This is a genomic window from Aeromonas sp. DNP9 (assembly GCF_001728955.1).
Lineage (GTDB): Bacteria > Pseudomonadota > Gammaproteobacteria > Enterobacterales > Aeromonadaceae > Aeromonas > Aeromonas veronii.
This window is the reverse complement of sequence record NZ_LYSQ01000022.1, coordinates 67,285-80,657: the sequence shown is the minus strand read 5'-3', so window position 1 is coordinate 80,657 and position 13,373 is coordinate 67,285. Positions and strand designations below refer to the sequence as shown.

18 protein-coding genes are annotated in these 13,373 nt (G+C 58.5%); 13 read left to right on the top strand and 5 right to left on the bottom strand.

The window, feature by feature from the left end; all coding sequences use genetic code 11:
* The first annotated feature begins 55 nt into the window (after positions 1-55).
* Positions 56-1,426 (top strand): L-serine ammonia-lyase, encoded by a 1,371-nt coding sequence (locus tag A9G06_RS15850; protein WP_005336844.1) that lies wholly within the window; start codon positions 56-58, stop codon positions 1,424-1,426.
* Positions 1,427-2,271: 845 nt separating this feature from the next.
* On the opposite strand, the gene A9G06_RS15845 is transcribed toward A9G06_RS15850, so the two are convergent.
* A complete protein-coding gene (locus tag A9G06_RS15845; protein ID WP_069555818.1) occupies positions 2,272-2,550 on the bottom strand; it encodes a YcgL domain-containing protein in 279 nt (92 codons plus the stop codon).
* Positions 2,551-2,657: 107 nt separating this feature from the next.
* On the opposite strand from A9G06_RS15845, the gene minC reads away from it, so the two are divergent.
* The 5 genes from minC to mtgA all read left to right on the top strand — a co-directional run bounded on the left by minC (position 2,658) and on the right by mtgA (position 5,776).
* Complete coding sequence (minC, locus tag A9G06_RS15840; protein ID WP_069528166.1) at positions 2,658-3,377, top strand: septum site-determining protein MinC; 720 nt, start codon at positions 2,658-2,660, stop codon at positions 3,375-3,377.
* An 18-nt stretch (positions 3,378-3,395) separates the two neighbouring features.
* Positions 3,396-4,208, top strand: coding sequence for a septum site-determining protein MinD (minD, locus tag A9G06_RS15835; RefSeq protein WP_005336847.1), 813 nt, complete (start codon positions 3,396-3,398; stop codon positions 4,206-4,208).
* Between the two features lie 2 nt (positions 4,209-4,210).
* Complete coding sequence (gene minE, locus A9G06_RS15830) at positions 4,211-4,477, top strand: cell division topological specificity factor MinE (RefSeq protein ID WP_005336848.1); 267 nt, start codon at positions 4,211-4,213, stop codon at positions 4,475-4,477.
* Positions 4,478-4,673: 196 nt separating this feature from the next.
* Positions 4,674-5,000: an HI1450 family dsDNA-mimic protein gene (locus A9G06_RS15825; protein WP_005352317.1), complete on the top strand. Its 327-nt coding sequence runs from the start codon at positions 4,674-4,676 to the stop codon at positions 4,998-5,000.
* A gap of 62 nt (positions 5,001-5,062) precedes the next feature.
* Entirely contained in the window at positions 5,063-5,776 is a 714-nt protein-coding gene (gene mtgA, locus A9G06_RS15820) for a monofunctional biosynthetic peptidoglycan transglycosylase (protein WP_139126262.1), read from the top strand.
* 3 nt (positions 5,777-5,779) lie between these two features.
* On the opposite strand, the gene A9G06_RS22490 is transcribed toward mtgA, so the two are convergent.
* On the bottom strand, positions 5,780-5,908 hold the full coding sequence (locus A9G06_RS22490; RefSeq protein ID WP_019445852.1) for a hypothetical protein: 129 nt from the start codon (positions 5,906-5,908) through the stop codon (positions 5,780-5,782).
* A 147-nt stretch (positions 5,909-6,055) separates the two neighbouring features.
* On the opposite strand from A9G06_RS22490, the gene A9G06_RS15815 reads away from it, so the two are divergent.
* Entirely contained in the window at positions 6,056-6,379 is a 324-nt protein-coding gene (locus tag A9G06_RS15815) for an HI1450 family dsDNA-mimic protein (protein ID WP_005336851.1), read from the top strand.
* Between the two features lie 55 nt (positions 6,380-6,434).
* On the opposite strand, the gene A9G06_RS15810 is transcribed toward A9G06_RS15815, so the two are convergent.
* Both A9G06_RS15810 and A9G06_RS15805 read right to left on the bottom strand, forming a co-directional pair.
* Complete coding sequence (locus A9G06_RS15810; protein ID WP_069555816.1) at positions 6,435-6,746, bottom strand: DUF1289 domain-containing protein; 312 nt, start codon at positions 6,744-6,746, stop codon at positions 6,435-6,437.
* Position 6,747: 1 nt separating this feature from the next.
* Positions 6,748-7,608: a S1-like domain-containing RNA-binding protein gene (locus A9G06_RS15805; protein ID WP_005336853.1), complete on the bottom strand. Its 861-nt coding sequence runs from the start codon at positions 7,606-7,608 to the stop codon at positions 6,748-6,750.
* A gap of 231 nt (positions 7,609-7,839) precedes the next feature.
* On the opposite strand from A9G06_RS15805, the gene A9G06_RS15800 reads away from it, so the two are divergent.
* The 4 genes from A9G06_RS15800 (at position 7,840) to A9G06_RS15785 (ending at position 10,223) form a co-directional block, all read left to right on the top strand.
* Positions 7,840-9,054: a UPF0149 family protein gene (locus A9G06_RS15800; protein ID WP_069555815.1), complete on the top strand. Its 1,215-nt coding sequence runs from the start codon at positions 7,840-7,842 to the stop codon at positions 9,052-9,054.
* Positions 9,055-9,224: 170 nt separating this feature from the next.
* Positions 9,225-9,689: a MarR family winged helix-turn-helix transcriptional regulator gene (locus A9G06_RS15795; RefSeq protein WP_005336856.1), complete on the top strand. Its 465-nt coding sequence runs from the start codon at positions 9,225-9,227 to the stop codon at positions 9,687-9,689.
* Positions 9,690-9,691: 2 nt separating this feature from the next.
* Positions 9,692-9,880 (top strand): DUF4250 domain-containing protein, encoded by a 189-nt coding sequence (locus A9G06_RS15790; RefSeq protein ID WP_019445848.1) that lies wholly within the window; start codon positions 9,692-9,694, stop codon positions 9,878-9,880.
* A gap of 163 nt (positions 9,881-10,043) precedes the next feature.
* Positions 10,044-10,223 (top strand): hypothetical protein, encoded by a 180-nt coding sequence (locus tag A9G06_RS15785; protein WP_069555814.1) that lies wholly within the window; start codon positions 10,044-10,046, stop codon positions 10,221-10,223.
* Between the two features lie 154 nt (positions 10,224-10,377).
* Here A9G06_RS15785 and A9G06_RS15780 read toward each other — a convergent pair whose 3' ends face one another.
* Positions 10,378-10,965: an FMN-dependent NADH-azoreductase gene (locus tag A9G06_RS15780; RefSeq protein WP_069555813.1), complete on the bottom strand. Its 588-nt coding sequence runs from the start codon at positions 10,963-10,965 to the stop codon at positions 10,378-10,380.
* A gap of 226 nt (positions 10,966-11,191) precedes the next feature.
* Between A9G06_RS15780 and A9G06_RS15775 the strand changes: the two genes are divergently transcribed.
* Together A9G06_RS15775 and purT are read left to right on the top strand one after the other, a co-directional pair.
* Positions 11,192-12,082 carry a DMT family transporter gene (locus A9G06_RS15775; protein WP_069555812.1) on the top strand — a complete coding sequence of 297 codons (891 nt, stop codon included), beginning with the start codon at positions 11,192-11,194 and terminating at the stop codon, positions 12,080-12,082.
* 85 nt (positions 12,083-12,167) lie between these two features.
* Positions 12,168-13,346 (top strand): formate-dependent phosphoribosylglycinamide formyltransferase, encoded by a 1,179-nt coding sequence (purT, locus tag A9G06_RS15770; RefSeq protein ID WP_069555811.1) that lies wholly within the window; start codon positions 12,168-12,170, stop codon positions 13,344-13,346.
* Positions 13,347-13,373: the final 27 nt, after the last annotated feature.

Below are 13,373 nucleotides of genomic sequence, written 5' to 3'. Positions count from 1 at the left end.
CCCAAATTTCTGTGAGTGGGCATGCCGCCCCCTTCTACCCTGAGGTAATAGTGACATGATCAGCGTTTTTGATATCTTCAAAATCGGTGTAGGCCCCTCTTCTTCCCACACTGTTGGTCCGATGAAAGCGGCCAAACAGTTTGTTGACGAGCTGCGCGCGGGCGGCAAGATCCGCGATGTAACCCGGATCAATGTCGATGTTTACGGCTCCCTCTCCTGGACCGGCAAAGGCCACCATACCGACACTGCCATCATCATGGGCCTGGCTGGCAACCTGCCGGAAAATGTCGATATCGATGCCATCCCCGAGTTTATCTCCCGTGTTGAGCAGACCGAGCGCCTGCCGATCGGCCTGCACTGCCACACCGTCAGCTTCCCGCGCGATGCCATGGTATTCCACGACGAAGCCCTGCCGCTGCACGAAAACGGCATGAAGCTGACTGCGCTGATCGAAGATGAAGTGGTCTACAGCAAGACCTACTACTCCATCGGTGGCGGTTTCATCGTTGACGAAGAGAACTTCGGCAAGGCTGACAGCGGCGACATGTCCGTACGTTACCCGTTCAAGAGCGCCGCTGAACTGGTTGCCCACTGCAGCCAGACCGGTCTCTCCATCTCTGCCCTGATGATGGAAAACGAGAAGTGCTTCAATACCCCGGAAGAGATCTACAAGAAGTTCGGCAAGATCTGGAACACCATGCGCGAAGGTATCGAGCGCGGCTGCCGTACCGAAGGCGTTCTCTCCGGCCCGCTGCGCGTACCCCGTCGTGCCGCACCGCTCTACCGTCAGCTCAACACCAACGAGAACCTCTCGAGCGACCCGATGAACATCGTTGACTGGGTCAACATGTTCGCTCTGGCCGTGAGTGAAGAGAACGCTGCCGGTGGCCGCGTGGTTACTGCCCCGACCAACGGCGCTGCCGGTATCATCCCGGCCGTACTGGCCTACTACGACAAGTTCATCCAGCCGGTTGGCCGCGACGAATACACCCGCTTCTATCTGGCTGCCGGTGCCGTCGGCATCCTCTACAAGATGAACGCCTCCATCTCCGGCGCCGAAGTGGGCTGTCAGGGTGAAGTAGGTGTCTCCTGCTCCATGGCCGCTGCCGGTCTGACCGAGCTGATGGGCGGTAGCCCGGAGCACGTCTGCGAAGCTGCCGAGATCGGCATGGAGCACAACCTGGGTCTGACCTGTGATCCGGTTGCCGGTCAGGTACAGGTGCCTTGCATCGAGCGTAACGCCATCGCAGCCATGAAGGCAGTCAACGCCTCCCGTATGGCCCTGCGTCGTACCTCCAAGCCGCGCGTCTCTCTGGACAAGGTGATCGAGACCATGTACATCACCGGCAAGGACATGGACTCCAAGTACCGTGAAACCTCCCGTGGCGGTCTGGCCATCAAGGTGATGCAGGTTGCCTGCGAATAAATAGGGGTTAACCCTCATCTGAACAAAGGCGGGATATCCCGCCTTTTTTATTGCCCGAATGGGATGCCGGGCACTTATACCGGCATACCGACCATTTCACTGTAGGGCGTCGCTGATATACCCCTGCTACGCCACCGCAATGCGGATTGCTTTGTCTGCATACCTCTCTAATTACATACCTTGATTAACTCTTCTCAATGCATTGAAAGGGACATTACGCCCCGACATGAAACCTTTACCCGCTATCTTGCCCCTGTCACGTTTTCACAACTAATCAGTATCGAGAAGGCCCCTCAGCTCAATCCCCTCACCATTGGTCATACCCTTGTTTGGCAAGACGCGGTTACCGCTCACCATTGCGAATTACACGCTGATTGCCATCTGTGTGGCACTTTCGTGATCAGGGCAAAAAATCAAGCAAACAAACAGGGGGTTAGCTCATCATTTTGGCCACAGTGCATCCCTCAAACTGGTTTTAGCACAGTTATCACCGCCCTCTTTACGCCCTATTTGATGTAAAACGTATCGCGCAGTGGAGGCCAAAAAGCGCCCAAGGAAGAGGCTGAAAATAATCGATGAATGGGCCAATAGCCGTTGAAATGGAGGATATGAGTGCGCGCTACTCGCTATTTTTGTGAGCGCCAGCAAAGGTTGAGGATATGGTGTTGGGAGCAGATTGACTTTCTATTTAAACAGCGAAAGGTGAATATCACCAAAGGGAGGGGTTAATTTGGCCAGATCCTGTCACGGGATTATCGCAAGCTACCTCTCCGGAGCCGGAATGCGTCATGCAGAGTCACAAAGAATTAGCCCCGCTGGGCAGATCACACAACGGGGCTGGATATTCAGGATGGTTTTTTCAGGCTGGCCTTGTGCTGCTCCAGCAAATTCTCGGGGGGCGGTGGCACCTGCAGGTAGAAGCCCTGGTTGGTCAGCGCGGCCATCACCTTGACGACATCAGCCAGGCCCAAGGGCTTGACCGGATCCAGCTTGGTCATCAACACCAGCTCGGGACGCCCGAATGCGCTCAGCAGTGGCGCGGGAACGCGGGAGAAATCCTCTCTTTTTTCAACAAAAAGGTAGGTCTCGGCTTTTTTGCGACTTTTATAGACTGCACACAACATGGAAATTGATATAATCCGACGAGTTTATTGCCTCTGATGGGGGCAAACTATAACATCAGGAATTGAATAACAATAACGGATTAGCATCTCTGCCTCGGGGAAGATTCATGGTTGAGCGCGATAACGAATTGAAAGGGACCACCTTCACTATTTCTGTGTTGCATATCAGCGATGGCGAGCCTGAGCGGATACGTCAGTTGTTGGCCGAAAAAGTGGCCCAGGCACCCTACTTTTTTAATTGTGCGCCGCTGGTGATCAATGTTTCCCGACTGGAACATATTCCCGATTTCGAACAGCTCAAGGAGCTGGTGGAGTCCGAAGAGTTTGTGCTGGTCGGCATCACGGGTGCGCGCAGTGAAGAGATGAAGACAGCCGCCAAGGCGGTGGGACTGGCCGTGATGGCCTCGGGCAAGAGTCGCAAGAGCGAACCGGAACCCGAGCCTGCCCCCGCGCCAGCCGTCCCTGAGGTGGTTCCCGAACCCGAACCCGCCCCCTTGATCCCGAGCAAGGTGCATGTGGGACCAGTTCGTTCCGGCCAGCAAATTTACGCCGCCGGCACCTCGCTGGTGGTGCTGGGGTCCGTCAGTCCGGGAGCTGAAGTGCTCGCCGATGACAGCATTCATATTTATGGCACCCTGCGTGGCAGAGCCATTGCCGGTGCCCGGGGCAACACCCAGGCCCGGATCTATTGCCAGCAATTACAGGCCGAGCTGCTCTCCATCGCGGGCACATTCCAGCTGAGCGATGCATTGCCGGCAGGCCTGATCCAGCAACCGGTACACGTCCGGCTGGACAACGAACAACTCCGAATAGACCGTATCAAATAGAGTTACAAGGAAGCGAGAATGGCGCGAATCATAGTCGTTACATCGGGTAAAGGTGGCGTTGGCAAGACCACAACCAGTGCGGCCCTGAGCACCGGCTTAGCCCAGCGTGGTCACAAGACAGTGGTCATTGACTTTGACATCGGTCTGAGAAACCTGGATCTCATCATGGGCTGCGAGCGGCGCGTGGTGTATGACTTCGTCAACGTCATCAATGGGGAAGCAAACCTCAATCAGGCGCTGATCAAGGACAAACGCTCGGAAAATCTGTTTATCCTGCCCGCCTCCCAGACCCGGGACAAAGATGCCCTCACCCGTGAGGGGGTCGAGAAGATCCTGGATCAACTGGCGGAGATGAAGTTTGACTACATCGTCTGCGACTCCCCGGCGGGGATCGAGGCGGGTGCGCTGATGGCGCTCTATTTTGCCGACGAGGCGATCGTCACCACCAACCCGGAAGTCTCTTCCGTGCGTGACTCCGACCGCATCCTTGGCATCCTGGCCTCCAAGTCTCGCCGCGCCGAGCGTGGCGAAGACCCCATCAAGGAGCACCTGCTGCTGACCCGCTACTGCCCGACCCGCGTCAACCGCGGCGACATGCTGAGCGTGCAGGATGTGCAGGAGATCCTGGCCATCCCGCTGCTCGGGGTGATCCCGGAGTCCCAGGCGGTGCTGCGCGCCTCCAACTCCGGCGAACCGGTTATTCTGGACAAGGAGTCCGATGCCGGTCAGGCCTACGAAGATGCGGTGTCCCGCCTGCTGGGCGATGCCAAGGAATTTCGTTTTCTGGAAGAAGAGAAGAAGGGCTTCTTTAGCCGACTGTTCGGGAGTTAAACATGTCATTATTGGATTATTTTCGTTCCAACAAGAAACAGAACACCGCACAACTGGCCAAAGAGCGGTTGCAGATCATTGTTGCTCACGAGCGTTCATCCAGAGGGGGGCCGGATTACCTGCCCCAGCTCAAACAGGACATCCTCGATGTGATCCGCAAATACGTCAACATTGATCCGGAGAAGATAACCGTCCAACTGGATCAGAAGAGTGATGAGCTGTCGGTACTGGAGCTCAACATCACCTTCGCCGATGACAAGAAGGGATGAGCTGACGCCCTATGCGTGACCCCTTCCCCCAATGAAGACCGGATCCTGTCACTGGATCCGGTTTTTTATTGGCACAAAAACAGGCCACAGCGGCTCGCCTCATCTCGCCAAGGGGTCTGCCGACCGCTAGAATAGCGCCGCCCCGCAGGCAGTGATCTGCGCGGCACCTTTTTCTCTTTTCTGGAACAGATCGCTTATGTCTATGAATGACGAAATGCACAGCGTCGAGGAACTGCTCGATACCGCCCTCGAACTCTTTATGGAGCTGGCCTCTGACAACCTGCCGGAGCAGGAGATCGCCCGCTTCAATCAGGAGTTCAACGACCGCGGCCTGCTGGCCGAAACCGATCCGGCCGATGACTGGGAAGCGGACGTGGGATTTGCGGTGAGCGATACCGACTATGCCGAGATCTGGGTCGGCCTTGGCAATGAAGAACAAGAGTATGAGCACCTGTTTGCCCGCATGCTGCTCTCCCGCCGTGTTGACGAGAAGTTCTGCCACATCGAATGGCTGCCCCAATAATTCCGGATCCCGATGATCCCAGCCACTATCAGTGGGAGTCTGGCCCTGACGCCGTGGCCCCCGTGCGCCCATCTGCATCCCTTGGGCGCCGGGTGTTGATGTGGACAGGCAAGATCGCGCTGGCCGGGCTGCTCTGCTCGGTCGGCTCGGTCGCCTTGCTGCGTTTTATCGATCCGCCGATGTGGAGCTGGCGTATCGAGCGGGCTCTGTTTCCGCCCGCCAAAATCACTCAGGTGCGCCATGAATGGGTAGATCTGGAGTCCATCTCCAAAGAGCTGCAACTGGCGGTGATCGCCGCCGAGGATCAGCGCTTTGCCGAGCACAACGGCTTTGACATGGATGCCATCAACGCCGCACTCAAGCACAACCAGCACAGCGAACGGGTGCGCGGCGCCAGCACCCTCAGCCAGCAGACCGCCAAGAACCTCTTTATGTGGAGTGATCGCAGTTTCCTGCGCAAGGGGCTGGAGGCCTGGTTTACCCTGCTGATGGAGCTGGGTTGGGACAAGGCCCGCATTCTCGAGGTCTATCTCAATATCGTGGAGTTCGGCCCCGGCATCTATGGCGCCGAAGCCGCCGCCCGCACCTATTTTGGCAAACCGGCCAGCCGCTTGACCCGCTACGAGTCATCCCTGCTGGCCGCTGCCCTGCCCAATCCGTGGCGTTATCGGGTCAAGCCCCCTTCACCCTATGTGCAGAAGCGCTCGGTCTGGATCCGCCGCCAGATGGGGCAACTGGGCCAAATCACCCTCAATCGGGTGCATCAGGCCGACTGATCCTCAGGGCTCATCGGGTTTCTCCGGTGGGCCCAGATGGCCACCTACCGTCTCGCGATGGAGCGGCAGATAGTGCCACCACCAGGCCTCGCGCCGTCGCTTGATCTGTTGCCGCCGTCCCCGCTGCTTCATCCCCTTACTCCCTGCCAGCTGATCCGCGCCTTAACCATACTCCCCCAGCGGCAACTTGGACAGGCCAGCCACGCCCGGCGTACTGGTCTGGCCGCCACAGCCAATAATTGTTACAGTAGCGAACCTCGATGTATCTGGAGTGATTTCATGGAACAGCGTACCCCGGATCAGCTGGTCGAATGGGCCTATGATCAGTTTCTTGAGCAGGCCGCCGATATGCTGGCCCCCGAACAAATTGTCGACATCACCCTAGAGTTTGAGCAGCGTGGCGCCGTGGAGGCGACTCTGCCCAATGCCGACTGGTCGACCGAGCTGGGTGAGCCGGTCGATATGGAGCGCTGGGTCGAAGTGTGGGTCGGTTTGCTGGATCATCAGGATGAGTTTGAGGTGATCTTCGCCACCTTCCTGCTGCCCCGTCTGCTGACGGAAGATCAAGTGCATGTGCGCTGGCATCGTCAGCAGCAGGCATAAAAAAGGCGCCATCGGCGCCTTTCTTGTTTCTATTTTCACTTAATTCAGTTCTCTGCTAATCCTGCGCCGCGATGGCCTTGGCCAGACAGCGGCGGCACCAGCAAGCGCTGGCCTCCTGCATCGGCATTGCCGGCAACTGGCTGCACCAGCACTGCGCAATGGTCTGACCGGCAGAGACGGCGCAATAGGCCGGTTCGCCACAACCCGGGCAGCGGTGGGTGCTTTTCGAGCCATTCAGCTCGGCCATCACCGCCAGCTGGGCCTTGCTATCCATAGCCGACCAGTGGCCGATCTCGGTCAGGGTGCGGCCACAACCAAGGCAAAGCCCATCTTTCGACTTGCAGAGGCCAACACAGGGGCTCGGCATCTTATTCGCTATCCACTGCCGAGTCGGTCTCTGTGGCCACCAGAGTGATGGCGTTATCTTCGATGACGATCTTGCCCTGCTTGTAGAGGCCGCCGATCGCCTTCTTGAAGGTGCCCTTGCTCATGCTGAACAGCTTGTAGATGAGCTCGGGTTCGCTCTTGTCACCCACCGCCAGACTCCCGCCCTGCTTTTTCATCCGGCTCAGAATGCGTTCACCGGCGTCATCAACCCGCGCCAGACCCGGTTTTTGCAGGGTCAGATCGAGCTTGCCATCTTCGCGCACCTGCTTGACCCAGGCGGTTTGCGGCCGACCGGTCATCACCCGACCAAACACCTCGTTCTTGAACAGCATGCCGGGATACTGACCGTTGACGATCACTTTGATGCCAAGGGGCGAGTGCTCTCCCGGCAGTGCGGTCACTTCGTCACCGACCTTGAAGTTGCTGCCGGCCGGGGTCAGGAAACGCTCGATGCGGCTGGTGCCGACCATGCGCCCTTCGTTATCCAGTTGCAGACGCACCAGATAAACGTGGCCCACCTGCATCGGCTTGTTCTGCTCGCGGCTGGGCACAAACAGATCCTTTTTCATGCCCCAGTCGAGGAAAGCACCAATCTTGTTGGCATTGACCACTTTCAGACCGGCAAATTCGTCCACCATGGCAAATGGCTTGTCGGTGGTGATCACCGGCTCGCAATCGGCATCCAGATAGAGGAAGACCTGCACGCTATCCCCCTCTTTCACCCCTTCCGGCAGTTGACGCTTGGGCAGCAGCAGTTCACCGTACTCATCGGCCGCAAGCCAGGCGCCGCGATCTTCGAGTTCAACAACGGTGAGGGTGTTCATCTTGCCAATCTGTATCATGGTGCTCTCTTTTTTCATTACCCGGATGGGCCAATTGATCATGGCCCCTATGGGCGCGCATGTTACCTCAAGAGCGGTGATCCGGCCTAGTCCCCAAGCCACCACGAGCCGCCCTTTCGCCCCTATCTTATCCGCCAATGGTGATTAAATCGCCAAACAGGCGGCCATTTGCTGCAAATAACCCCACTTTTAGGTAGACTTCGCGGCTGTTCAAATCCAGAGGAACTGTCGATGAACCCATCCACTCGTACCCGCCATCTTAATCAATGGATCCAGAGCCACAGCGATCAGGACATGACCTACCCGGCCCTGCACGGTTTTCTCTGTGCTCGTCTGGTGGGGCCGGAAAGCCCTGACTGGCAACGCCCGCTGGCTGGTCTGCTGGAACAGGATGCCGAGTTGGATGAAAAAAGCGCAGAAGCCCTCAACCACCTGATCGCCGAGCTGGAATCCCAAGCCGACGACGCCCAGCTGGCCCTGCCGAGTCAATGCCGCCTGCCCAGCGATAACCCCGAGCAGGTGTTCGAACAGAGCCACCCCCTCGGTCAATGGTGTTATGGCTTCAGCATGGGTTTTGCCACCTGGCCCAAGCCGAAGGATTTGAACGACCCGACCACCCAGTACCGCTTCAGTCTGGCCGCCGAGCTGAGCCTGTTTCGCGACAAGCAGATGGCCCAGATGCTCTATAGCGCAGCCGCCAGTGAACTCCCCTTTGTCGAGTTCTGCAAACGCCAGCGCCAGAACATGAAAACAGCCCTCAACCAGCTGCTCAACCTCGACCAGTATCAGGCCGCCCCCAGCCCTGATGTCGCCCTCAATGGCGAGCAGGCCCAACAGTGGCAGACCTGGTTCGAGCTGGCCGACAGCTGCCGCGATCATCAGGCCCGCCTCGGCTGGTTCGAGAAGATCATCGCCGATGCCACTCCGCTCTTTGATGAAGCCTTCTGGCAGCAAATCGCCGGCCACGGCTGGAGTGCTCCCGAGCTGCGCCCTCTGCTGGCCGCCAGAGCCGGCCGCGCCGACAGCCTGCTGCGCCTTGGCAAGCTGGGCGAGGCCAAAGCGGAGTATCTGGCGCTGCTGACAATCTGCGTGGCCGATGATCTGGGTTGCCGCTACAACCTCTCCACCCTCTATGCACTGCAAGGGGATTGGCAGGCGTTGGCCGCCCTGCTGGTGCGCTTCGATGAAGCCTCCAGCTGGTTGCTCTACAACAAGGCGCTGATGGTCTTTGCTACCGAGGGTGCCGAGGCAGCCAAGCCCCATCTGCTGGTCGCCATCGAGGCCAACCCGCACATTCCGGCCTGCCTGCTGGGTCAGCGCAAGCTGCCCAAACAGGAGCCGCAAAGCTGGCAAGCGGGCAGCCGTGACGAAGCCGCGCTCTACGCCATCCACACTCGCGAGGCCTGGCTCAAGCAGAGCGCCCTCATCTGGTTGCGTAAAGGCTGAACAGCGTTGGCTTAAAATCCCGTCGGTCAGACCCGGTTTTTCCTTGAGGGCGTGCGCCACTGCACATTTCATCGCAACCGGGTCAGACAAATCAGCTTGAGTTTCGTATCATCAATGTCAAAGTATCAAAAGAAACTGCATCTGATGCAGCCGTCACAGCAGGGTGTAATATGTCAAAAATCATAGCGTTACTCGCTCACTACCCGCCCTATCAGTTGGTACATGCCGCCGAGATGCTACGGGATACCTTCGAACAGTTTTATGAACAGCGTTACCAGCTGACCGTGCCGCAATGGCGCCTGATGATGGTGCTCGGCCCCAACTACCCCATCAGCCAGAAAGAGCTGGTCGAGGCGAGCGGCATGGACAAGGTGCGCATCTCCCGCGAGATCCGCCGTCTGGTTGAAAAAGGGATCATCTTTACCGAGAGCAGCGAGCAGGACAAACGCATCAGCCTGGTCTCCCTCACCAATGCCGGGCTCGCCCTCTTCCTGCAGCTCAAGAGTGAAGCTGGCAGCTGGCAACACACCCTGACCGACTATCTGCCGAGCGAATCCCGCGAGGCGATCCGCCAGCATCTGCACAGCGTCAGCGCCGCCATTGAGCAGCTGCAATCACTGGATCGGGAGAAATAATCATGGATTTGAAAAAGTTCGCCACCATGGACATCAACATGCTGCTGAGCGTCGTCAATATGCAGCTGCGTGATCGCTATGACGACCTGGATGATCTCTGCAAGGCGCAGGAGATCGATCAGGCGGCACTGGAAGCGCGGCTCGCCAGCGGCGATTTTCACTACCAGCCAGCGCAGAAACAGTTCAGATAAAGAGAGCTAGCGGGATCGGGATCACAGCGCCAGTGATGGCGCTGGCTCTGCGTTAAAAACCTGATATGGTCTGAAGAGCCCCAACAGGGTGATGCACGGATACATCACCCTGTCACAAGAGGGCATTAAAATCGTTTCAGGTGAGCAAACCAAGGATGACCCCATGATATTGATGACCCGACAGAGCCTGTTGATCACGCTCTGCACCCTGTTGATGATCAGCCTCTTCACGCCCTACTTGCCGCAAAGTACCGAACAGTGGCTGACCACCCTGATGCTTGGCCTGCTGGTCGCAGTGGCATTGCTGCTGGTGCGCGGTTGTCGCCGTTTTATGATGGAGTAATGACTCCGCCAATCTCTTTTAGACGGTCTCGCTTGCCGCGATACTCTTTGTAGCAATACATCGAACCAAAAAACAAACGCAGCCTGATGGCTGCGTTGTGGTATCTGGCGGGGCAACCTCTTGAAGAGAAAGCTCTTTCCTTGTTAGAGAGCCCTTAGATAGCCAGGGTTTCCAGCTGCGCTTTGGCCGCTTCCATCCCCTTGCTCTGGGCATCCGGGCCCATACCCATCCCCTCGGCGTAGATGAAATCCACCTCTTTGATACCGATGAAACCGAGCACGGTACGCATGTAGGGGGTCACCAGATCGGTGGCGCTGCCAACGTGCATGCCGCCGCGGGGGCTGATCACCAGCGCACGGGTATTTTCAACCATGCCGACCGGGCCGGTCTCGGTATAGCGGAAGGTGATGCCAGCGCGAGCCACCAGATCGATCCAGTTTTTCAGCTGGGTCGGGATGTTGAAGTTGTACATGGGAGCCGCAATCACCACCAGATCGCTCGCTTTGAGTTCGGCGATCAGCTCATCGGACTGGGCAATGACAGCCAACTGACGTTCGCTCAGGTTATCACCACCGCGCAGACCGGAGGCCAGCTCGCCATCCAGCACCGGCAGGTTGAGGGCTGCCAGATCACGCACGGTGACGGCATCATCCTGATGGTCAGCCAGGAAGCCGTCGATCAGGGCGTTGGATTGGGAATATTGACCCAGGATGCTGGATTTGAGTACGAGGATATTGGCCATGGTGAAACTCCATTTGGTTGCCGGTTGAACAGCGTTGCTGTCGATGGAGGTCACTCTAAACATTGTGCTTATTTGCTGATAGCGAAAATAGATGCTCAACTTGTTCAAAATTTTTGATACAAGGCCACTTCCTCGCCAGCCAGCCCTGCGACCGAGCTTCAACCCTTGGCAGAACAAACGATTGCCGTTATGATCCGCCGCACTTTTTTCCAGCGACCCGGATCCCATGATACCCTCACGCAGGCACTCTCCTTTGGCCGGTGCAGTCTGGATGATGGTGGCAGGACTCTGCTTCGCCGCCGTCAACAGCCTGAGCCAGTATGTTAGCTTCAAACTCGGCCTTGCCTCTACTCAGGTCGCCTTTCATCAATACCTGATCGCCCTGATCTGCCTGCTGCCCTGGCTGGTTCGTCATGGCTTGCGCCAATCCCTGATGACCAATCAGTTCCGGTTGCACCTGTTGCGGGTATTGCTGGCGGTGATCGGCATCCAGCTCTGGCTCTGGGCACTGGCATACCCCGTCCCCATCTGGCAGGGGATCGCCCTGCTGATGACCTCACCGCTGTTTGCCACCCTGGGCTCCGCCCTGCTGCTCAAGGAGCAGGTGAGCCGCGCCCGCATTCTGGCCACTCTGGCGGGCTTTGCCGGCGCCATGCTGATCCTCGCCCCCTGGACTGACGAATTCAACTGGGCCTCCCTGCTGCCAGTGGCGGCGGCGCTGTTCTGGGCGGGCTACTCCCTGATGGTGCGCTATCAGGCGGCCAACGAATCATCCCACACCATTGTGGTCTACCTGCTTATCTTCAGTACCCCGTTCAACATCATGCTGGCCCTACCGGAGTGGCAGTGGCCGAGCGAGAGCCAATGGCTGCTGGTAGCCGCCTCCGGCGTACTGACGGCACTGGCCCAGATGTCCATCGCTCGCGCTTACAGCGTGGCGGAGGCTTCCTTCGTGCAGCCTTTCGATTTTGCCAAGCTGCCGATGAACGTGCTGGCGGGCTGGCTGGTATTTGGCTGGGCGCCCCCCGGCCGTCTGTGGCTTGGCGCCGCCATCATTATTGGCGCCATTACCTTGCTAACCCATCTGGAGCAGCGCGCTCACAAACCCGTTTCCTGAGGTACGCCATGCGTGCCTCTTTTTTTGTCCGCTATTTGTGTAATAGCGATCATCAACAATGACCATCGACATCAGGAGAGATCGTATGTTTGGAACCGCAACCCGCCCCGGCGCCACCCGTGCCCTGCTGCTGGGCTCCGGCGAACTTGGCAAGGAGGTCGCCATCGAGTTGCAACGGTTCGGGATCGAAGTGATCGCCGCCGACCGCTACCCCAATGCCCCCGCCATGCAGGTGGCGCACAAAGCCCATGTGCTGGACATGCTCGATGGCAACGCCCTGCGCGAGCTGGTCGCCGAGGTCAAACCCGACCTCATCATCCCTGAGATTGAAGCGATTGCCACCGATACCCTGGCTGCCCTTGAGCAAGAGGGAGTCAAGGTAGTGCCCAACGCCCGCGCCACCCAGCTCACCATGAACCGGGAAGGGATCCGCCGCCTCGCCGCCGAGACTCTGGGTCTGCCCACCTCCCCCTACCGCTTTGCCCAGAGCAAGGAGGAGTTTGTCGCCGCCGTCGAGGCCATCGGCCTGCCCTGCGTGGTGAAACCGGTGATGAGCTCGTCCGGCAAGGGGCAGAGCGTGCTGCGCGATCTCGCCAAGCTGGATGAGAGCTGGACCTACGCCCAGGAGGGTGGCCGCGCCGGTCGTGGCAAGGTGATCGTCGAAGGCTTCGTCCCTTTCGAATACGAAATCACCCTGCTCACGGTACGCGCCGTTGATGGCATTCACTTCTGCGAACCGATCGGCCACCGTCAGGAAGATGGCGACTATCGCGAATCCTGGCAGCCACAGGTGATGAGTGAACTGGCGCTGGCCCGCTCCAAAGAGGTGGCGGCCAAGGTGGTCGAGGCCCTCGGTGGTTACGGCCTGTTCGGAGTCGAGCTCTTTATCAGGGGCGATGAGGTGTGGTTCAGCGAAGTCTCCCCCCGCCCCCACGATACCGGCATGGTGACCCTGATCTCGCAGGATCTCTCCGAGTTCGCCCTGCACGTACGCGCCATTCTGGGGCTGCCGGTCGGTACCATCACCCAGTACGGGCCGAGCGCCTCCGCCGTGGTACTGCGCGAAGGGCACAGCCAGAATATCCGCTATCAGGGAATTGGTGAGGCATTGGCGCTGGTGCCGGGCGCCCAGCTGCGGCTGTTTGGCAAACCGGAGATCGCCGGTCGCCGCCGTCTTGGCGTGGCGCTGGCCCGCGCAGCGGATTGCCAGGATGCGGTAGAAAAAGCCAAAGCCGTGGCCGCCAAGGTCGAAGTGCTGTTCTAAGGACTTTTTTGCCATAGCAAAACAAAC